Consider the following 22,067-nt stretch of genomic DNA (forward strand, 5'->3'; position numbering starts at 1 on the left):
ATTATTCGCTGAATTTAATCCCATGATACATTACCAAGATTTACGTGATTTCTTACATTTATTAGAACAACAAAAAGAGTTGCATCGCGTTTCTATTCCCGTCAATCCTTATTTAGAAATGACTGAAATTTGTGATCGGACATTACGTCGATCTGGGCCTGCGTTATTATTTGAAAATCCACAGGGTTTTACTGTTCCTGTATTAGGTAATTTATTTGGCACGACGCGGCGCGTGGCTTTAGGGATGGGACAGGAGTCTGTTTCGGCTTTGCGCGAAATTGGCCAATTATTGGCTTATTTAAAAGAACCTGAACCCCCAAAAGGTTTTCGAGATTTTTTTGATAAATTGCCCATGTTAAAACAAGTGTTAAATATGCCGCCTAAAATCATTAAACGCGGCCTCTGTCAAACGCATGTTTTAACAGGTAATGACATCGATTTAAGTCAATGGCCGATTCAAACCTGTTGGCCTGAAGATGCTGCGCCTTTAATTACCTGGGGATTGGTGGTGACAAAAGGGCCGCATAAATCACGGCAAAATATGGGAATTTATCGCCAACAAGTCATTGGGCGTAATAAGGTGATTATGCGGTGGTTATCGCATCGCGGCGGGGCTTTGGATTTCTTAGAATGGCAAAAAGTTAATCCACAACAACCGTTTCCTATCGCGGTTGTTTTAGGCGCAGACCCCGCGACTATTTTAGCCGCAGTCACGCCAATTCCTGACAGTTTATCAGAGTATGCGTTTGCGGGATTATTGCGCGGCAGCCGCACGGAATTAACGCCTTGTTTAACGCATGATTTGCAAGTGCCAGCGCGGGCTGAAATCGTGTTAGAAGGCTTTTTATATCCCGGAGAAATGGCCGCAGAAGGCCCCTTCGGCGATCACACGGGTTATTATAATGAAATCGATCAATTTCCTGTTTTTACGATTGAACGATTAACGCATCGAGATGCGCCCATTTACCACAGCACTTACACTGGCCGGCCGCCGGATGAACCCGCTATTTTAGGCGTGGCATTAAATGAAGTTTTTGTGCCGATTTTACAAAAACAATTCCCAGAAATTAGTGATTTTTATTTGCCGCCAGAGGGTTGTTCTTATCGAATGGCGATTATTAGCATTAAAAAACGTTATCCCGGCCATGCCAAGCGCATTATGTTGGGGATTTGGTCTTTTTTACGGCAATTTATGTACACTAAATTTGTGATTATTACCGATGATGATATTGATATTCGTAATTGGCAAGATGTGATTTGGGCTATGACCACGCGCATGGATCCCGTCCGCGATACCACGTTATTGGAACATACGCCAATTGATTATTTAGATTTTGCCTCGCCCGTGTCGGGTTTAGGTGGAAAAATCGGCTTCGATGCCACTCATAAATTGCCCGGTGAAACGTCACGAGAATGGGGCCGACCAATTACCATGAGCGCGGCGGTGAAAACGCGCATTGATGAATTATGGGGGGAGTTGGGGATTGGGTAAATAAGATAGCTGGGGATGGTTTCTTCTTTTCAGGATTGGATATACTGAAAAGATAGAATTCGCAGAATCCTTATTTTGTCAGAATCAGAATTTACATACACAAGAATTTTCAAAATTGATTTTTGCCAGTCGTTTATTTTCAGCAGATTTCTTATTCTTTTTCTTTAATTCTGAAAATCCTGAAATTCTGTAAATTCTGATTCTGACAATTAGAAAATTACTTACAAAACCTCTCGCGTAAACGTCAATTCAGGAACTTCCGCAAGAAAATGCGCAGAACTCAATACTACCGTACTGGCAAAATGCGCTTGTAAATAGGTCATGGCCACCCGCTGCAAATCGGTAATCGTGACTTTTAACACACGTCGTCTGAATTCTCGGCGTTGCTCTGGTGTACGACCGTTTAATTGCGCGAAAAAAGTACTATTCGCTTCTCCCGAAGGCGACAACGGCTGATCAATGCGCCCAATTACCCCTAATATCGCTTCTTCTAATGCCTGTTCGTTATGGGTATTATTTTGCAGCCAAATTAAAGATTGATCAAAAGCCTGTAATGTTTCCATTAATAGCGGATCACGAAAAGAGAAAAAACGAAAACATCCCGCATCCGCATGATAACTGGCACTGGCACCATAAGCCCCACCTTGTTCTCGAATGGCACGATGTAAGAAACCATTGCGCAAAAAATCACCTAATACGGTTAAAGCGGGCGCATCTCGATGCTGAATAGCCACCGCAGGATACGCCTTAGCACAGAAATTGACTTGCGTATTAAGCTGCCAAATTTTCTCCATTTTCTGCTTAACAGGAATGGTTTTAAACGGAGAAAAATCAGTGAGAGAAACAGGAATAGAGTGCCAAATTTGTGCTAAATCATGGGCAATTGGCGCGTGATGTTCTTCTTCACTAATGATTAAAAATTGACGCGGCGCATTGAGTAATAATTCATGAATTGCGGCCAATTGTTGCGAGAAATGAATGAGCGCGGTTTTATTAGCCATATTTTGTTCTAATTCGCGCACTAAATACACGTGAGGAATCCCATTCCAACGGTGATGCCATGCCGCCGCTGCACTAAAACCACTCGCGGCTGCCGTCATCGCCAACTGATGTCCACGGTGAGTTAAATGGCTGTCAATGCTGGATCGCAATTGCACCATTAATTCTTGTAACCGCTCTAATTCATCAAAACGCACCGACATCAAGGTGTCATGCAACAATTGACTTAAATCCGCTTGATGCCGCGCCAACGCTTTGCCTTCCAACGCGAAAAAAAGGTGTGTCTGCTGCACATCGTCAACGCCACAACGCACTGATAAACGCGCATTTAATCCCCCTGTTACCGCCGCTTGACGCGCTGCCGTATCTAAATAAGATTCTCCCGCACAACCCAACTCCGTAATAAACTCGCAATAAATCGGTAATAAATCCACTAATTCAGGCGGTAATTGCGGTAATTGCATAATGATCGTTTGATACACCAAACCATTAGTACCTTGCGCAAACCACGTGGCAGGATAATGCAAAATATCACGCTGATAACTTTCAGGTAATTTTAACGTATCAGGAATATCATCAACGGTGACTTTGGGCAAAATATCAGGATTATCTATTTTTTCCTGACGTGCTTTTAAAATGGCGGCTTGCTCAATAATTGCCTGTCGTTCAGCGGGAGATAATTGGGCTTTTAATTGGGCTAATTTCTCTTTTTCCGCTTGTAATTGTTGCTGTGCTAAATCAGGATCGGGAGACATGACTAATGTCACGCGATGCGCATTATTTAACAATAAATCTTTCACCAATTGAGGAATAAAATCAGGTCGTTGACAATCTTCGCGTAACGCCTGTAATAACGGATCAATATCTAAAAAAGGAATCGGATCAGCCCCATGTAAAGCAGGCACTAAGGCATTAAATAACACATGCAAGCCATAAGGCATTCCATCGCCCGTAATTTCCCGCTGTTGCAATTCCATTTGATGCAACACGCTTTCTACTTGCTCTTGCGGCACACCGTGTTCGACCACATCCATTAAAACATCATTCACTAAAGTTTCAAATGCCGTTAAATATTCCGCATCCGTGCCTTCTAAACCACAAGAGAAAAAGATTTCATGCGTAGAATCATCAAAACCACACAAAGAAGACGGAGAATCCGCAAATTCACAACTTTCTAAAGCATAGCGTAATGGAGAAGCACTATTATCTAATAAAATATCGGATAACAACTGTACATTAAGCACCGCTCTGGCATCGGTAATTTCATTTAATAACCACGCGGTGACAAGATGCGTTTTGCGCGCTAATTCAGGTTTATCTACGGCATAACGCGCATGTACCACTTGGGGTGAGGAAAACCGTTGTTCATTGGGGACAAAAATGCGATGCGGTAAGGCGTGAAAATGAGTTAAAACACATTCTTGAAATAAGGCTTGATGATGACTGGCCGGCAAACAACCATACGTCATAAAAATCGCATTAGACGGATGATAATGAGAAGCGTGAAAGGCTTTTAATTGGGACGGGGTTAATTGCGGAATGATTTCTGGATCACCACCGCTATTATAGTGATAAGTGATCGTGGGAAATAAGGCCTCATTTAATTTTTGGCTTAAAACTTGCGAAGATGAACTCATCGCGCCTTTCATTTCGTTAAAAACCACCCCACGATAGACCAATGGAGCATGCGAATCATCAGGTGTTTCAAACTCTAAACGGCAGCCTTCTTGGGCAATATCAAGCGGATCAAGCAAGGGGAAAAAGACCGCATCTAAATAAACCCTTAATAAATTATCAAAATCTTTTACATTTTGACTGGCAAAAGGATAAGCCGTCCAATCGCTTCCTGTAAACGCGTTCATAAAAGTATTGAGCGACCGCCGCGTCATCATAAAAAATGGATCGCGCACAGGATAACGTTGGCTGCCACACAAAGTGGTATGTTCTAAAATATGAGCAATCCCTGTTGAGTCTTCAGGCACGGTTAAAAAAGCCACTAAAAACACATTGTTTTCATCTTCACCCGCCAAATGATAATGAATGGCACCAGTGGCTTGATGTCGATATTCTTCAAATTGTAATTTTAAATTTTCAATGTGGTGGGTACGAAGACAAATAAATCCAGATGGGGTCATGCTAAAATCAACCTAAAGTTAAGCCAAAAAACCATGTTATTACGAGAACCAATCATGTACATTAAATTTCGCTATCTCATAGCCATAATAGGGCTATTTTTTCTGTCTGTAAATTTATTACAGGCTCAAGATTCATCTGTTGATAATACTCCATTAAACGCATTAACACCAGAAGTATTAATGCAGCGCGGTACACAACTGGCGATTTCCTTAGAAGAAATCTATCAGCGCATTGTTGCCTTAAATCAACAATCACAGGAGATAAACCAGCAATTAGAAGCTCGCGCCATTGAAAGAGCCAGCTTAGAATTGCCAAAAATTCCCGATGCGGTCGATGCGAAAATGGGCGCAGAAACGGTGCAACTCGCTTTGAGCGCGTGGGAAAATAGAGGCCAACAATTGGCTGCTTTGCAAACGCTATTAGAATCTCAACAATTGCTGGCAAATAAACAGCGAGAAAATATGTTAAAACTGATTGCAGAATATCAGTTAGTAGAACAAGCACAGCAACAATCACAACCCTTAATGGAAGAATTATATAAGCGGTGGCAAGCTAAAGAAATCACGGTAGAAAATTTACCCGCTTCCATGCAAGATTTCTTAAAAAAATGCAAATCACCACAGAAAGCGGCGAAACCACTCCCGAAGCCAATTTAACGTCCAGTATTGTGGAAGTATTTAGCAATCCTTCGCAAAAAAATCAGCAATTCCAAGCCAGTATTGGGCGCATTGAACTCATGCTCAGTGAGTTAGAAACGGCTTTAACCACGGTTAAAATGGATCAACAGGCGATTCAAGTAGAAATCCCTAAGATAACCATCATTTTACAAGAAGCCAATTATCGTTTAGAGTTGAGAAAAGAATTTGAAAATCGAGAATTTACTGATTTAATTTCTTTATTCAACACACGCCATGAGGCATGGCGCAATAATGAGCAGTTAAATCATGCGCAATTGGATTTGCTCAAGCAAAAAATACTCGAATTAGATGAAAAAGATAACGCATTGAGTGAACTTCAATCTCCCAGTGCCGATCAATTTATTGTTGAAGAAAGCAATACTTCTCTTAAAGAAGCCAAAGAAAGTGCCTTGTTAGCTGAAGCCACCTTAAAATTTAGAGAACAACGCCAACAAGACACACAACAATTGCAAAGCCAATTGCTGGATTTAACCACCCAAATCGAAACCAGAGAAACTGACATCGATAAACTGGTTAAGGAAACGATTGAGTTAGAAGTATTAGGGCAAACCATTGAGACATTCAGTCATGCCGATGAAAAAAATAAATTGCCTGACGCTTTTTCTTTAGAACCTATTGCCAAAGCCCTGTTAATTTGGCATCAGGAAGATGAGCAATTGAAACAGCGAAAACAACGCGATGCTGACCGATTAGCACAATTAACGGTGTCATTAGAAGAATCGGCAGTGACTTTGGAAGAAAGCCGCAAACATTTAGAACAACAACAAGCGCGCTTAGACAGCGAAGCGCGTTGGGCTTCTTTTTTAAGCGAAGTGAATTCGCAGTCTAGTCCTGCTTTGGTGGATACTTTTCGACAAACATTAATCGATTATGAATTAGAAAAAGATAAATGGGTGGGCGGTCAAATCAGTGTAGACATTAGTGCCACGCTATTAAATCTGTTAAAAACAGATTTAAATGCTATTCATAATCCAATGGTATTGGAACAGACCCAAAAACAAACGGATTTTATTAAATGGCGCGAACAACAAGATGTTCGTGTGGCGATTTTTGACGGCGTGGGGAGTCCATCCACCGCTGAAGCCACCGCCGAACCCGTACCAGAGCAAACTCCAGTGAATGACACGGCGACTGCGCCCAATTCTCCTGAAATTCAAACGCCCACCGCCGCCGCACTCACAGAGCAGGTCATTGAAGAAACACGACAAACCCGCGATTTGATGGCTACCCGCAATTTATTAACCTTGCAAAAACAAAATCAAGTGATGGCTGATTTATTAATCACTTACGACATGGTTTTAGCCCATTTGCAAACCCAACAAGCCGCTAATCAACAATTATTAGAACTCGCTCGTCGCGCTTGGGGCAGTGCCACTGCTTTACAAATTCGTCAAGGAAATGGCGATAACACATTGTCCGACTTACCTAAAGAAACCGAAAAATGGACTTCGCGTGAACAAGTATTGCTGCTGCAAAAACAAGGCGAAGATTTAAAACTGGAATATGAGCGGATTGAAAAAGAAAAAGCGGTGTTATTAACCCAACAAGTGAACCCTGATTTTTATACTTTACTCAGCGATTGGGAAAATAACTTAACACGGCAAATTGCGCAGTTAAAAGAACGGCAAGAACTGGAAGAAAATAGCACGCCTCCCGATCCTAAAAATATGGATGAATTTGAAAAGCGTCGCTATGATCGGCAAGTCAATGATCGGTTGCAAACAGAAACCAGTTTATATGAAACGTTCTTGGTTTTATTGGTGTCTAAACAAGCCGAAGATACCACGCAATTATTAGAAGCCTATTATCAACGCTTATTAGGCTTAGAATATCGTTATAATAATCTCCAAGCCCGTAAAGAAAGAACAGAGGCTTTAATTCGCTTGGTAAAAGGAATGCGTCCTTTATTTTCTAGCATGACTGAAACCTTGCAACCTTTTGTTTATCAACAACAAAAGGATTTGGATATTGAAATGGCTAAAGTAAAAATAGCCTTATCGCCTGTCCAAAGTACTGTTTTATTAGCGAGTTTAAAAGAAAAAACAGGGGTGACCCTAAGTCCATCCGATATTCCCCAATTGCCTTCTACGGCTGATGAAGCGGCTTATAAAACGGCTTTGGACCAACTTGTCAATGGTTTATTAGAACCGTGGGCGGCCACTACTGTTTACAGTTCATGGTTGGATTGGTTTAAACAACAACAAGCTAAATTAGGCGGTATTGATACGCGCATTAATACCCTAAAAGATTTGGTCGCCAATTTAGAAGCCAGCCAAAAAGAAATCATGGATCAAATTTATCGCGTGGCTGGTCATTCTGAAGAAAGTATCGCCGCAATGCCCGTAGAAGAACAACCCGCGAATAAACAAATTCGTGACACGCTATTGTTGGGCGAAATTGGTTTGTTAAGACAAGAGCGTTTAGACGAAATGGAAATGGAAGCGTTTAAAACCTTTATTTGGTTATTAATTATTCCATTGATGGCGTTTATAGCGATTCGTATTGTAGTCGTTATGGGTCGTCGTGCCGTGGCGAAAGCCCGCAAAGAAGCCGAACAAGACGCAATTCACAGTATAGATCGAGAAGAGCGGGTTAAAATGCTGGTGCATGTCTTTAGTGTGGGTTGGAAAATGTTGGTGGTTTTATTAACCATTATTTACATGTTTAAAGCGGTCAATATTGACGTGCTGCCCATTCTGGCATCGGCTGGGGTATTGGGTTTGGCGGTGGCGTTTGGTGCGCAACAATTAGTGCGGGATTTCTTCTCAGGATTTTTTATTTTATTAGAAAATCAATTTCGTGTCGGTGACAGTGTGATTATTAATGGATTAAGCGGACAAGTGGAACGAATCACGCCAAGAATTACGCTGGTGCGCAGCCTAACTGAAGGCAGTCTGCATTATATTCCCAATGGCAGTATTTCTCATGTCAGCAATAACAGCCGCGAATGGGGCGCAATTAAATTGACTTTACCCGCCAGTTATCAAGCAGACCCCAGTGAAGTCTTAGCCTGTTTGCAACAGGTCACAGATGAATTATTGGCTGATTCCACTTATGGTTCTAAATTGCAAAAAGTGCTGCATTTAGGTATTGAAGAATTTGGTGAATTAGCCGTGACTTATGCCGTGTTATTAAAATGCAAACCCACCGAACAATGGCCATTAGCCAGAGAATATCGCCGTCGGGTCAAATCGCACTTTGAAGCGGCAGGAATTGACATTCCTTCTTTATCCGATTTAGGCGGAGACAATAAGTCTGCTTTAGCCAAACGTAAAAATAAACCGTAATCATCTAAAAACATCCGTTTGGTGCGTTTTAATCCGATTCATTAAAATGTCATCAAACGGTCATGTGAATCTCATTATTTTGCAACTTGCTTGTGTTATATCTTTCGTTTCTTTACTGATTTTAACCCCAAGAGAAACACAAGCCATGAAAGATGATGATTTAATCTATAATTCCTCACAAAATCCTGTTTTTGCTGATATTTTAGAAAAACACCTGTCTCGTCGCCAAGTTTTGCGCGGCGGTTTGGGTGCGGCAGCGGTGACGATGTTTGGTGGTGTAGTGGGTTGTAACAGCAGCGACGGCGACAGTACCACGACCAGCACAACAACAACGCCTAAGTCATTGATTGGCTTCCAATCTGTAGCCACTAATTTTGAAGATGCGGTGCATGTTCCCAAAGGTTATACGGGAAAAGTTTTATTTGCCTGGGGCGATCCCGTGTCTAATGGCCCTGCGTTTTCTTTTGATGCCCAGAATTCTGCTGCCGACCAAGCACAACAGGCAGGAATGCACCACGACGGTATTCACTTTTTCTCCCTCCCCTATGGTTCTAACAGTTCTACGCATGGCTTATTGGTGATGAATCACGAATACATCGATGATGTGGTCATCCATATTGACGGCGGTTACAGATACTCTCCCAGCACTTATTCCGTAGAAAAAGCCAATAAAGAATTGGCAGCGCATGGGGTTTCTGTCATCGAAGTTAAAAAAGTCAATGGACAATGGGATGTCGTGCGTCCTTCGCAATACGCTCGCCGCGTCACAGGTAATACCCCTATGACTTTAACTGGCCCTGCGGCGGGTTCTGATTTTCTCAAAACCGCCGCCGATCCCACTGGCCGCGAAGTACTCGGCACACTGAACAACTGCGCTCATGGTTATACACCATGGGGAACGTATTTAACGTGTGAAGAGAATTTTCACCAATATTTCGGCTCAAAAAGCGGTAGCGATTTGGTTGATAACGATTTAAACGCTTATAAACGCTATGGCGTGCCGAAAACCAGCAGTTATGGTTGGGAAACGCAGCTTGAGCGTTTCGATTTAGACAAAACCCCTAATGAACCCAATCGTTTTGGTTGGGTGGTGGAGTTTGATCCGTTCGATCCCAGCAGTAAACCCGTTAAACACACCGCATTTGGACGTTTTTCGCATGAAAACGTGGCATTTTTAATTGCACCCGATAAACGAGTTGTATTTTATTCGGGGGATGATGCGCGCTTTGAATACATTTATAAATTTGTCACCGCAAAACCTTACGATGCCAATAACCGCGCTGCCAATGCCACATTGTTAGACGAAGGGACATTATACGTTGCCAAGTTTAACGCGGATAAAACGGGCGAATGGTTGCCTTTGGTACACGGACAATTGGGGTTGACGGCGGAAAATGGTTTTCGTAGTCAAGCAGAAGTGTTGGTTAAAACCCGTTTAGCGGCTGATAAAGTCGGCGCAACCAAAATGGATCGCCCTGAATGGATTACCACTGATCCGAAGAAACAAGACGTTTATGTGACGCTCACGAATAATAATCGTCGTACCGAAGCCCAGCAAGATGCTGCAAATCCGCGTGCGGATAATCAAATGGGTCATATTCTCCGTTGGCGCGAGACGGGCGGCAATCCTACGGATACACGTTTTACGTGGGATATTTATGTGTTTGCGGGTTCACCGGACTTACCTTCAGCCCAACATAAGGGGAATGTGAAGGGTGATATTTTTGCTTGTCCAGATGGGTTGTGGATGGATTCCAATGGGTTGTTATGGATTCAGACGGACATGAGTTCAGATTCTATTGGCAAGGGTGCATTGGCTCCTTTTGGTAACAATCAGATGTTGGCTTCTGATCCGACAACGGGCGAAGTGCGTCGTTTTTTAACGGGACCGAAAGGCTGCGAAGTGACGGGCGTTATTGCTACGCCTGACATGAAGACGATGTTTGTCAACATTCAGCACCCCGGCGAAACTGAAACAGATGCCAATCCCGCCAATCCCACTAAAGTCAGTTCTTGGCCCAACGGACAACGTCCCCGTTCGGCGACGGTGGTGATTGTGAAAGATGATGGTGGGGTGATTGGGAGTTAGATTGTCAGTTTACTCCTCCTAGTTAAAGTAGTTAAAGTAGGGTGGATAAGCGATAGCGTCATCTACCAAGTTGGTAGTCGTAAGGTGTATGGCACTGCGTTTATACACCCTACGCTTGCTTATCATTTATTTTTTCTGTAAAAAAATTTTATAAATAATATACCAAAATTAAGTCATTCATAAAATTTTTCTGTCAGAATCAGAATTTACAGAATTTTAGGATTTTCAGAATTAAATAATAAAAAACATGTTTAAAATAAATGACTTGCAAGAATAAATTTTGAAAATTCTTGTGTCTGTAAATTCTGATTCTGACAAAATAAGGATTCTACGAACCCTATCTTTTTGGTATAGGTTATCTATTTTTTCTTTTCCAGAACGCATCAATTTCGCCAACTCCTCAATTCTGTCAATTTTGATTTAGACAAAGAATGTTTTGCGAATTACATTATTTTTGTGTTTTACTATGAAATCTCTGTTGTAATGTGGAGAAGATTTTGTGTATACTTGATTGTGTATGTTTCGCCTCTTAATTCAATGGAAATTTAATTGAGGAAATCTCTATGAAGAAGCTATCTATCAGATATTTATCGTGGCTTTTCGCTGCGATGATCTTACTCATAAATACGTCACATTCTGCGGAATTAAATCCCGATGTGCTAATACCGAAAAGTAACCAATGCCACGCAATTTATTTTCCAGAAAATGGAAAATTTCTAATTCCGTGTGTAGATTACGGCACTACTGGCGATATTCAGAGCTACACAGCGACACTGGAACAATCGTCTATTGCTGATCCACTGCAATTTATGGTCAAAGAGTGGTCATTGATTCCCTATGATACCGACATGGGGGCAGATTTTGCTTGTCGTGCCGCCTATCTTCCCGAAGATAATAAACTCTTACTGCCTTGTGTCGATGTTGTGAATCCGCCAGAGCAAACAGAGAGCTTTCATCAAGTCGTTATGGAACAGGTAAGTTCTAATTTTGTAGAAGTGCCTCAGTGGAAAGTAACTAGCGTGGATGGTATTGATGTAGAAGAATTTTCTCGGAAACAATCCAGAAGAGCAGAGGCATCTCCTGTTTGTACAAGTGGGAGAGCTAATGTTACATATAATGGTCTTATAAATATTGCCTGCAATAGCACTAGTTGCCAGTGGTGTAATTTAAAAAGCAAGCAGTGTGGAGGTATTTTATATAATGGTACTACCAGTATCGGAGATGTTTCCATTAACTGTGTTAATGGAAAATGTAAGTCAAACATAAAAATACCACAGTTGGATATCCCTTGGTTGTCCGAATTAAAAATTCCTGGCAATAATTTCAGTTGTCAGAGCAATCAAACTAATACGGTTACTTCACCATGTAATTACACTATCTCTCCAACAAGTGCTGATATTCTTGCTACAGGACAAAAAAATAGCACAATTTCTATAATCACGACCAGAACTGATTGTGCATGGAAAGTTACAAGCAATGTAAAATGGATCACATTAAATGTTAGTAGCGGAAATGGAACTACAAAAATTAGCTATGATGTGGCTGTTAATACAAGTAACGGGATGAGAAATGGTATTATCACAGTAGCAGATAAACATTTTTACGTCACACAAAAGGCGGCTACAAATCCTGTAACTTTGCCAAACAAGCCAAGCAACTTATCGATAAATCCACTGTCAAGTAGCAGTATCAAGCTTGCATGGACGGATAATTCTATACCAATTTTTTCAGAGTCGTATAATAATACTTTTCAAATAGGAGAGAATAATGAACAAGAGATATGAAGATTTAGAAGAGTTAATGTCAACAGGTGAAGCGAGAGAAGTGAAGCGAGCGATGGCAGTAAGAATGTCTTTGCTTGGTTTTGTGCGTGCGGAAGCGGCTTTAGCGTGTTGTGTCAGTGTGCAATTTGTGGATAAATGGAAAGCCATTTATTTAGCGTCAGGGGTGGAAGGATTAAAGTTAGCGTATAAAGGCTCGCCAGGGTATTTAAAGCCGCGTGAACGAGAAGATGTGATTAATTGGATACAAGAAAAGAAGACAATAACAATAGAGGAACTAAAGAGATACTTAAAAGAGGAGTATGATGTTTTCTATTCTTCAAATACTTCTTATACTAAATTATTAGAAGAAGCGAATTTAAGTTATAAGAAGACACACAAAGAGAATTCGGCAAAAGATGAGGTAAAAGTAGAAGCTAAAAAAAAAGAGATTAAGGATTTAATAGATAAGGAGCGTGAACAGATAGAAAGTGGAGAGGTAATGTACTGGATGCAAGACGAAAGCCATCAGTTGTGGGGAGATATTTGTGGTTATGTTTGGTCGAAAAAAGGAGAAAGAACGTCAATAAAGATGAGTAATTATCGCACTTCTCAAACGTGGTATGGAGCGGTGAATATTTATACGGGAGAATTTATTTTAGATAGGGCAAAGAAAGCTGATACAAAATATACGATAGACTTTATTAACTGGCTCATTTACAGATATAAAGAAGCCCGTCATGTGATTATTTGGGATGGTGCAAGTTATCATCGTTCTGAAGGTTTAAGAACTTATTTAGAGAAATTAAATGGGGGACTTCCAGAATCAGAATGGAAAGTTCGTTTATTAAGATTTGCGCCCAATGCCCCAGAGCAAAATCCAGTCGAGGATATTTGGCTTCAAGGTAAGAATTGGGTCAGAAAGAATTTTCATCGTCTATCAAGCTTTAAAGAAGTCACTAGTATGTTTGAGACCTTTTTGTCAGGTAAAGTGTTTAAGTTTAATAAAATTAAACAGTATCTTATACCTAATATCTAGCTAGATATTAAAACTTAATTTGTTTTTATATCTCACATAATTTTGGTATAGTAATGAAACAGGATTTTATATTTATCGCGGTGAAGGTGCAGCACCAACAAATTGGACAAAAATTGCTGTGTTGGGAACAAACATAACTTCCTACTCCGATAGTGGCTTAAAAACAAACACTATTTACTCATACTATGTTGCTTCTTATAACAATGCTGGAGAAAATAAAAGCACTCACTCCTCTGCGCAAACACAAAATGCAGCACCTGTTACGCAGTTAAATATTACAATTGTCGGTTCTAATGGTGCTGATAGTTGGATACAGATATACACAAAGGTGAATAATAAACATGATTATTGTAAAACCTCTTGTAGTTACACAATTAACTCTCCAGTGACTCTCTACGCTCATAGCACACAAGTTGGAGGGTGGCAAGATGGTAGACTGCTATCTTACAACGAATATGAGCTTGATAGATGGGAAGGTGCGTGCAGTGGAAACGGCCACCAATGTGTTATTACTCCAAATAATCAGAATCAATATGTAACTGCACATTTTTATTACGCTCGTATGAAGATAAACTCAGGCGATACTTATCCGAAAAAAGGATGGGCATTACAATCAGTAATGTCCGAAAATTTCATAGCCAACGGCAAATCGGGGAAGATATGGAAGGAAATCCTATTTAACTATTCTCGAGCACCGATTGGCACTAAAGTTAGAGCTGACTTGTATTCAAGTGTTGGGCTTAATGTGGAAGGTTGGGTCAAGAGCGATTATGAGGGGTGTGGTTGGAGTGGTTGGAGTAACGCTACTCCTGAGCGTTGTAGCTTCACACTCACTAAAAAATGGTAAACCTCCTCCCTTTGTGTTTGTTCTCAGCACGGTATGGGTTTTTATGCGCTTTGATAAATATTGGCACAGTCTTGTACGTGCTGTTGTTGGGAGGAGAATAACAGGTAGAAGGGTGTAAATTCTCACCCCAAAAAAAGCCTCGTTTCCAAATAATACTTAGAAACGAGGCTTTAATTTTGATGAAAACAGGACTCAGCAGCAGATAATTACATCATGCCCATGTCGCCCATGCCACCCATACCGCCGCCAGCAGGCATTGGCTCATCTTTCTTAGGTAATTCAGCAACCATCGCTTCTGTGGTGATCATCAGACCTGCTACAGAAGCCGCATTTTGTAATGCTGAACGAGTCACTTTGGTGGGATCAAGAATACCCATTGCCACCATGTCACCGTATTCTTCTGTGCTGGCGTTGTAACCGAAGTTGCCTTCGCCTTCGCGTACTCGGTTTAACACCACAGAAGGCTCACCGCCTGCATTGGCAACGATTTGACGTAAAGGGGACTCCATCGCACGACGCGCAATTTCAATACCTGCGTCTTGATCGCTGTTGATGCCTTTTAAGCCTTCCAACGCTTTGATCGCACGTACTAAAGCCACACCACCACCGGGAACCACACCTTCTTCTACCGCAGCACGGGTGGCGTGTAATGCGTCTTCAACGCGGGCTTTCTTCTCTTTCATTTCCACTTCGGTGGCTGCGCCGACTTTGATTACGGCTACACCGCCAGCCAATTTGGCCACACGCTCTTGTAATTTTTCGCGGTCGTAGTCAGAAGTGGCTTCTTCGATTTGCGCACGAATTTGGTCAACACGCGCTTTAATATCGGCTTGGTTGCCTGAACCGTCAACAATCGTGGTGTTTTCTTTGGTGACTGTGATTTTCTTGGCATGACCTAAGTCATCTAAAGAAGCTTTTTCTAAGCTCAAGCCCACTTCATCAGAAATCACTTGTCCGCCTGTTAAGACCGCGATGTCTTGTAACATGGCTTTGCGACGGTCGCCGAAACCGGGGGCTTTCACGGCGGCTACTTTGACGATACCACGAATTGTATTAACCACCAAAGTCGCTAAAGCTTCGCCTTCCACATCTTCAGCGATAATTAACAAAGAACGACCTTGTTTAGCCACGCCTTCCAGAATTTGTAACAAATCACGGATGTTAGAAATCTTTTTGTCATAAAGCAGAATTAAAGGATTTTCTAATTCCGCGCTCATGGTTTGTTGGTTATTGATGAAATAGGGAGACAAGTAACCGCGATCAAATTGCATCCCTTCTACTACATCCAGTTCATTTTCTAAACCAGAGCCTTCTTCAACGGTAATCACGCCTTCTTTGCCGACTTTTTTCATGGCTTCGGCGATAATATTACCGATGCTGTCGTCAGAGTTAGCGGAAATCGTACCGACTTGGGCGATGGCTTTGTCATCTGCACAGGGCTTAGACAGATTTTTTAATTCTTGTACCGCGACAGAAACGGCTTTATCAATACCGCGTTTTAAATCCATAGGATTCATGCCAGCGGCAACGGCTTTTAAGCCTTCTGTCAGAATAGACTGTGCCAATACGGTGGCGGTGGTGGTGCCGTCGCCTGCGGTGTCAGAAGTTTGTGAGGCGACTTCTTTCACCATTTGCGCGCCCATGTTCTCAAATTTGTTTTCTAATTCGATTTCTTTTGCCACAGAAACGCCGTCTTTGGTGACGGTGGGCGCGCCAAAGGCTTTGTCTAATACGACATTACGACCTTTGGGGCCTAAAGTGACTTTCACCGCATTGGCGAGAATATTCACGCCTTTAATCATACGTTGACGGGCATCATCGGAAAAGCGGACTTCTTTAGCAGCCATAGTATCCTTCCTTTTAAAATTTTAAAAACAGTCAATAAGGGTTAAAAATAAAGGTCTTGGGAGAGATTAATTGGCTAATACGCCCATAATGTCGTCTTCGCGCATCACTAAGACTTCTTCACCATTGACTTTGACTTCGGTGCCTGAGTATTTACCGAATAAAACAACGTCGCCCACCTTGACATCTAAGGGACGGACTTGGCCGTTTTCCATGATTTTGCCATTGCCGACGGCCAAGACTTTACCACGGGCGGGTTTTTCTTTGGCGGTGTCAGGAATCAAGATACCGCCGGGTGTGGTTTGTTCTTCTTCCATGCGTTTGATAACGACACGATCATGTAAAGGACGAATGTGCATCGCGGTTTTCTCCTCAGTTTTGGTTCTGTGCGATTGGGACAAAAAAGTTTTTGATAACTTATTGGTTTAATTAACAAATATGGAATATCCATATCTAGGGTGAATGCGGTCAATTTTGATCGTCCCTGATTCAGAAAATTTGATTAGCACTCACCTCTATCGGTTGCTAATAATAGTGTCGCTTGGTGAGATGTCAAGAGTCGTTGGGTGAAAAATTTTTAGTATTTCTTTTTTACGCGCCCTTGGGGGGTGCAAAACACAATGTATTTTTTCCTTGATTATTTCAGATGATCGCCTAAAAAGGTTAAAAAGGGTCACTTAATCAGTGTTATAATAACCAAACGCCTGTCCCTCACAGTAAACAGGGACAATCGTGTTGAATCTATTTATTATTTTTTTAATCGAAATTAATATTAATTAATATTGACTTGTTTTTTGGCGGGTATTAAGGGATGAGTGTGAAACGACATTTTCTGAGATTGGTTCGGCTCAGTTTTTACATGGCCTTGTTGATGGTGCTGCTGGTGGCGGTGGGTGTTGCGGTGATTTACGTGCATTTTATGCCGCAATTGCCTTCGACAGACAGCTTGCGCGAGGTGCAATTGCAAGTGCCGTTGCGTGTTTACACTAAGGATAAAAAGTTAATTGCCGAATTTGGGGAACAACGGCGTATGCCATTGCAAGCCCAGCAAATTCCTCAAACCATGATTAATGCCGTATTGGCCGCAGAGGACAGTCGTTTTTTTGAACATCGCGGAGTCGATGTCAAAGGCTTAACCCGTGCCGCGGTTAATCTACTTTCTACGGGCGAATTGTCGCAAGGTGGAAGTACCATCACCATGCAGGTGGCACGAAACTTTTTTTTAACGCCTGAAAAAAAATTCGTGCGTAAAATAAGAGAAATCTTATTAGCCATTAAAATTGAAACTGAATTAAGCAAAGAAGATATTTTAGAACTGTATTTAAATAAAATCTTTTTCGGTCATCGGGCTTATGGGATTGGCGCGGCCGCTCAAGTGTATTATGGACGTTCGATTGAGGACTTGAGTTTGCCCGAATATGCCATGTTGGCGGGTATTCCAAAAGCACCCTCCAGCAATAACCCCGTTAGTAATCCAGAACGTGCCATGCAGCGGCGCAATTACATTTTGCGGCGCATGATGGAATTGGAATATATTACTCAAGCAGAGTATGAAAACGCCATAAAAGCTCCCATGACCGCGAGTTTACGTCGCACGGTGATGGAATCAGAATCTTCTTACGTGGCTGAAATGGTGCGCGCTTACATGCAAACGCATTACGAAGATGCTTATACGGGCGGGTATCGTGTTTACACGACCATCACCACCCCGCTGCAAGAAGCCGCCAATCAAGCCCTGCGCAAGTCTCTGTACACGTACACCGAACGTTACGGTTATGGGGGCGTACTGGATAAAGTGACGCTGCCTGCGGAAAATGTGGAAGCCTTCGCTGAAAAAACCTTGGCCAATTACCCGCGTTATGCCGATTTATATCCCAGTTTAGTGTTGGCCGTGGAAAATAATACAGCCACAGCCTATCACGCCCAAGCGGGACGTTTTACTTTATCGTGGGACAATTTGAATTGGGCGCGACGTTACGCGGGCGAAAATCGCATTAATCCCTCTCCGCGTCGTGTGACAGATGTAGTCAATGTGGGCGATGTGATTTATGTGCGGCCGGTGAAGGGGAAAGTGGCACCGCCGGCCTTACGCGAAGCCGACGAAGTAGAAGTAGAAGAAGCCCAACCCACAGACCCGGTAACATGGCGATTGGCCGAAGTGCCGCGTATTCAAGGCGCATTGGTTGCCCTCAATCCCAATGATGGCGCAGTGATTGCGTTGGTGGGTGGTTTTGATTTTTATCACAGTAAGTTCAATCGCGTGGTACAAGCCCTACGTCAACCCGGTTCCAATTTTAAACCGTTTATCTATTCGGCGGCTTTGGAAAACGGTTATCACCCTGCCACCATGATCAATGACTCGCCGTTGGTATACAAAGTGGGCAATAAAATTTGGAAACCTGAAAATTATAGTCATCGTTTCTATGGCCCAACCAGTTTTCGTAAGGCCTTAACTTATTCCCGCAATTTGGTGTCTATTCGTATTTTAGAAAAAATAGGTGTGGACACGGCTATCGATTACGTGGTGAATTTCGGTTTTAAACGCGAGCGCATTCCTAAGAATTTAACCATTGCTTTAGGCACGGGAGAAATTACGCCGATGGAGTTAGCGCGGGCTTATGCGGTGTTTGCCAATGGGGGATTTTTAATTGAGCCTTACGTGGTGTCGCACATTGAAGATTACAATGGTAAAGTGGTTTATCAGGCCAATCCCTTAGTGGTCTGTCACAGTTGCGAGGTGGAGGCGGTACAAGTCACACAAGAAGCAGAACCCTCCACATCTCCCCCGCCCAGCACTAAACCAGTCAGTCGGGAAGAAGCAGAATTAAATGCGTTGGCTGAATTTTCTGTTCCCACCGAAAGCGGAACATCCCCCACAACCCGTTATGCACCGCGGGCGATTCGTCCTCAAAACGCTTGGCTAATGACATCGATTTTGCAAGATGTGATTTCACAAGGCACAGCCGCCCAAGCTAAACGCACCTTCACTGAGCGCAGCGATTTGGCCGGCAAAACGGGAACAACCAATGGGCCAAATGATGCGTGGTTTTCAGGTTACATGCCCGACATCGTCGCTACGGCATGGGTAGGCTTTGATCAACCCCGTCCGCTGGGAAAAACGGAGACTGGTGGACGTGCTGCACTGCCCATGTGGATTGAGTTTATGAAAACAGCCCTGCAACAATGGCCAGAGCGTCCCGTAGAAAAACCTGCGGGGCTGGTCACTGTCCAGATCGATCCCCGCACGGGACTGCTCGCTCGTCCGGGGCAAGCAGGGTCTCGATCAGAAACATTTTTTACCGAAGCCGTGCCAAAACGCCGTGCACCCGCAGCGGCCAGTTCTTCGACTTGGAGCAGCGGTCAAGGCAGTGGCACCAGTTCACCGCCGCAAACCCAAAGTCAAATGTTATGGTGATACAATATAAAACAATAGGGGCTTATTCGGTTTTAACTTTTTTGTGTTTTTTGCGTCCGAATCGTTCATAGGTTTTTGACAACAGGGACAAATGTTGAGCCACTTCAGGGGTCAACGCCGCGGCGGTGAATCGCCAGCCCCACTGCTGTGACGTGGTGGTGCCGGGGCGATTCATTCGTGCGTCTTCGCCCAAATTCAGCACATCTTGCAACGGCACAATCGCTATACGCGCCACAGAAGCCCATGCCAAACGCATCAATTCCCCACTGGCCGCATCGCCCATAAAAAAACGCCCAGTATAACGACGTAAACGGGCGCGGTCAGGTTCGGATAATTCACTTTCAAACCATGCTCTTGTTGTATTATTATCATGCGTTCCCGTGTAAACTACGGCATTGACTTCATAATTATGCGGTAAGAAATCGGTGGCTTCATCATCAAAAAAAGCAAATTGCAATACTTTCATACCGGGAAAACCACAATGACGGCGCAATGCTTCCACTTCGGGCGTAATCACGCCTAAATCCTCGGCAATGATCGGTAATTGACCCAAATAACGCGCCACGGTATCGAAAAAATCCGCTTTCGGCCCATCTACCCAACAGCCATTGACAGCCGTCTCTTCTGAGGCGGGAATTTCCCAGTGCTGCTCAAAACCGCGAAAATGATCAATACGCACCCAATCCGCCAACTCAAATAAGCTGCTAAAACGAGCGCGCCACCACGCATAATCATCTTGTGCCATGCGCGCCCAATCATAAATCGGATTCCCCCAACGTTGTCCCGTTTCACTAAAATAATCGGGAGGAACACCCGCAATCACTGTGGGTTGACCGCCTGCGTCTAGTTTGAACAATTCTGGATTTGCCCACACATCCGCACTGTCATAAGCCACAAAAATGGGTAAATCACCAATAATATCAATATGATTTTCGTTAGCGTATTGTTTTAAGGCTGTCCATTGTTGAAAAAATTGGAATTGTAAAAAGGCATGAAATTCGATTTCATTGGAATGATCGTGTCGAAATTGTTGCAAGGCAGCGGGGTCGCGTTGTGCAAAAGCACGTGGCCATTCGTGCCAACTTTTTTCTTGATGGACGGATTTTAGTGCGGCAAATAAGGTGTAAGTGTCTAACCACGGTTGTTTTTGGGCAAAAGTGGCGAAAGCGGTGTGTTGTTCTGGGGTGGCATGTTGCAAAAATCCTTGATAGGCTTGGCGCAGCCAGCGCATTTTTTGCTCAATGACACGGGCAAAATCAACTTGATGTGCGTTTGTAAGGCCATCGACTGCGTCACTGAATTCGGGTAGAAAGCCTTGTTGTTGTAAACGCTGGATACTGATCAGCAATGGATTACCCGCAAAAGCCGATAAACATTGATAAGGTGAATTACCAAATGACGTTGGACCCAGAGGTAAAACTTGCCATAATGTTTGCCCTGATTTGGCTAAAAAATCAACAAATTGAAAGGCTTGATCGCCTAACTCTCCGATTCCATACCGTCCGGGCAGAGAGGTTGGATGTAATATAATGCCAGAATAACGTCCCATAGCTTGAATCCCATTGGCGGTATAAATATGTTCACAAAGAGCAAGCATAGCATGTTCAAAAACTTAATACATTCAGAAAATACAAGGTATTTTTTATGCTAAGAATCATTGAAATTATTATTATTTCTGTGGCAGTGGGTGGCGCATTAGGGGTTTTATTGCATCGCGGATTAATGACGCTGATGCAAAAATCCAATCCATCGACGGCAAGTCATCCACATGAAGAACAGCCTATTATTTATGCTTCTTACGATAACGCCTTGCCCGACACAGAGGAATTATTAATCCGCCGCGAAGAATTAGCCACGCTCACCGCCATTAAAAATCCTGATCATTTATTATATCCCAAAAATTATTATTGGAAACAAGCCATTATTATGAGTACCTTGCTGATGGTGTGCTTAGGAATCACGGATTATTTCAGTATGGACAATTGGCTTTATATTGTTTTACCATTATTGAGTAGTTTAATTTTAGCGTTATTACAGATTAAGCAAGATAAACAAATTATTCGTTATGCGACCCTGATTGGATTATTAAAAGAAGTAAAGAATTATAATCAAATTATTCAACACATTCGCGTCTTAGATCAATTAAAAGCGGTGGGACATTCGGTACATTTGACGGATCGCACTCGTATTATTCAAGCCTTGCATTTAACTCGCCGTGATTTGGTGCGGGCTTTAAGTACGGAACGTATTTTTCGAGAAAATCCTGAATTTGACCCTGCGCATTTTGAAATCGATTTAAGCAGCTTAGAAGCTCTGCAAGTCGATGAAAAAACAAGCGAATATAGCGCATTATTAGAGACTGCCTTAAAAGTCAGTGTGCGCTTGCAAGAAGAAATGAGAAAATTGCGCTTGTAAATCGTTACGCAAAAATAATACTCTTCCCTTATTTTTAAAGGCTGA

13 protein-coding genes are annotated in these 22,067 nt (G+C 42.6%); 9 read left to right on the top strand and 4 right to left on the bottom strand.

Annotated elements, in window-relative coordinates; translation table 11 throughout:
- Positions 1-25: 25 nt before the first annotated feature.
- The gene (ubiD, locus tag TPSD3_RS02250; protein WP_086487356.1) at positions 26-1,492 is read left to right on the top strand and encodes a 4-hydroxy-3-polyprenylbenzoate decarboxylase; all 1,467 of its coding nucleotides are present in this window, start codon (positions 26-28) and stop codon (positions 1,490-1,492) included.
- Between the two features lie 221 nt (positions 1,493-1,713).
- On the opposite strand, the gene TPSD3_RS02255 is transcribed toward ubiD, so the two are convergent.
- Positions 1,714-4,626 carry an insulinase family protein gene (locus TPSD3_RS02255; protein ID WP_086486967.1) on the bottom strand — a complete coding sequence of 971 codons (2,913 nt, stop codon included), beginning with the start codon at positions 4,624-4,626 and terminating at the stop codon, positions 1,714-1,716.
- Positions 4,627-4,680: 54 nt separating this feature from the next.
- On the opposite strand from TPSD3_RS02255, the gene TPSD3_RS02260 reads away from it, so the two are divergent.
- From TPSD3_RS02260 to TPSD3_RS02285, 6 genes are all read left to right on the top strand, one after another.
- Positions 4,681-5,283, top strand: a complete 603-nt coding sequence (locus tag TPSD3_RS02260; protein ID WP_086486968.1) for a hypothetical protein — start codon at positions 4,681-4,683, stop codon at positions 5,281-5,283.
- Entirely contained in the window at positions 5,235-8,612 is a 3,378-nt protein-coding gene (locus TPSD3_RS02265; protein ID WP_086486969.1) for a mechanosensitive ion channel domain-containing protein, read from the top strand. Before TPSD3_RS02260 ends, TPSD3_RS02265 begins: the two co-directional genes overlap by 49 nt.
- Before the next feature lie 46 nt (positions 8,613-8,658).
- On the top strand, positions 8,659-10,701 hold the full coding sequence (locus tag TPSD3_RS02270) for a PhoX family protein (protein WP_245391506.1): 2,043 nt from the start codon (positions 8,659-8,661) through the stop codon (positions 10,699-10,701).
- 563 nt (positions 10,702-11,264) lie between these two features.
- On the top strand, positions 11,265-12,485 hold the full coding sequence (locus TPSD3_RS02275; RefSeq protein WP_086486971.1) for a BACON domain-containing protein: 1,221 nt from the start codon (positions 11,265-11,267) through the stop codon (positions 12,483-12,485).
- Positions 12,469-13,500 carry an IS630 family transposase gene (locus tag TPSD3_RS02280; RefSeq protein ID WP_086486662.1) on the top strand — a complete coding sequence of 344 codons (1,032 nt, stop codon included), beginning with the start codon at positions 12,469-12,471 and terminating at the stop codon, positions 13,498-13,500. Before TPSD3_RS02275 ends, TPSD3_RS02280 begins: the two co-directional genes overlap by 17 nt.
- A 118-nt stretch (positions 13,501-13,618) precedes the next feature.
- A complete protein-coding gene (locus TPSD3_RS02285) occupies positions 13,619-14,347 on the top strand; it encodes a hypothetical protein (protein WP_086486972.1) in 729 nt (242 codons plus the stop codon).
- Positions 14,348-14,553: 206 nt separating this feature from the next.
- Here the strand turns inward: TPSD3_RS02285 and groL are convergent, their stop codons facing one another.
- Both groL and groES read right to left on the bottom strand, forming a co-directional pair.
- Entirely contained in the window at positions 14,554-16,194 is a 1,641-nt protein-coding gene (gene groL / locus TPSD3_RS02290) for a chaperonin GroEL (protein WP_086486973.1), read from the bottom strand.
- 66 nt (positions 16,195-16,260) lie between these two features.
- A complete protein-coding gene (gene groES / locus TPSD3_RS02295) occupies positions 16,261-16,551 on the bottom strand; it encodes a co-chaperone GroES (protein WP_086486974.1) in 291 nt (96 codons plus the stop codon).
- 452 nt (positions 16,552-17,003) lie between these two features.
- On the opposite strand from groES, the gene TPSD3_RS02300 reads away from it, so the two are divergent.
- A complete protein-coding gene (locus TPSD3_RS02300) occupies positions 17,004-19,607 on the top strand; it encodes a penicillin-binding protein 1A (RefSeq protein ID WP_086486975.1) in 2,604 nt (867 codons plus the stop codon).
- Between the two features lie 22 nt (positions 19,608-19,629).
- On the opposite strand, the gene malQ is transcribed toward TPSD3_RS02300, so the two are convergent.
- Positions 19,630-21,204, bottom strand: a complete 1,575-nt coding sequence (gene malQ / locus TPSD3_RS02305) for a 4-alpha-glucanotransferase (RefSeq protein WP_217884352.1) — start codon at positions 21,202-21,204, stop codon at positions 19,630-19,632.
- Positions 21,205-21,251: 47 nt separating this feature from the next.
- On the opposite strand from malQ, the gene TPSD3_RS02310 reads away from it, so the two are divergent.
- Complete coding sequence (locus TPSD3_RS02310; protein WP_086486976.1) at positions 21,252-22,022, top strand: hypothetical protein; 771 nt, start codon at positions 21,252-21,254, stop codon at positions 22,020-22,022.
- The last annotated feature ends 45 nt before the right edge of the window (positions 22,023-22,067 follow it).

It is taken from the genome of Thioflexithrix psekupsensis (assembly GCF_002149925.1).
In the GTDB taxonomy this organism is placed as follows: Bacteria; Pseudomonadota; Gammaproteobacteria; order Beggiatoales; family Beggiatoaceae; genus Thioflexithrix; species Thioflexithrix psekupsensis.

Excerpts from the sequence above, each read along its gene's own strand:
- malQ (WP_217884352.1), bottom strand. The coding sequence starts at position 21,204 with ATGCTTGCTCTTTGTGAACATATTTATACCGCCAATGGGATTCAAGCT.
- TPSD3_RS02300 (WP_086486975.1), top strand. The coding sequence starts at position 17,004 with ATGAGTGTGAAACGACATTTTCTGAGATTGGTTCGGCTCAGTTTTTAC.
- TPSD3_RS02260 (WP_086486968.1), top strand. The coding sequence starts at position 4,681 with ATGTACATTAAATTTCGCTATCTCATAGCCATAATAGGGCTATTTTTT.
- TPSD3_RS02310 (WP_086486976.1), top strand. The coding sequence starts at position 21,252 with ATGCTAAGAATCATTGAAATTATTATTATTTCTGTGGCAGTGGGTGGC.
- TPSD3_RS02255 (WP_086486967.1), bottom strand. The coding sequence starts at position 4,626 with ATGACCCCATCTGGATTTATTTGTCTTCGTACCCACCACATTGAAAAT.
- TPSD3_RS02280 (WP_086486662.1), top strand. The coding sequence starts at position 12,469 with ATGAACAAGAGATATGAAGATTTAGAAGAGTTAATGTCAACAGGTGAA.
- groES (WP_086486974.1), bottom strand. The coding sequence starts at position 16,551 with ATGCACATTCGTCCTTTACATGATCGTGTCGTTATCAAACGCATGGAA.
- TPSD3_RS02270 (WP_245391506.1), top strand. The coding sequence starts at position 8,659 with ATGTCATCAAACGGTCATGTGAATCTCATTATTTTGCAACTTGCTTGT.
- TPSD3_RS02265 (WP_086486969.1), top strand. The coding sequence starts at position 5,235 with ATGCAAATCACCACAGAAAGCGGCGAAACCACTCCCGAAGCCAATTTA.
- TPSD3_RS02275 (WP_086486971.1), top strand. The coding sequence starts at position 11,265 with ATGAAGAAGCTATCTATCAGATATTTATCGTGGCTTTTCGCTGCGATG.
- groL (WP_086486973.1), bottom strand. The coding sequence starts at position 16,194 with ATGGCTGCTAAAGAAGTCCGCTTTTCCGATGATGCCCGTCAACGTATG.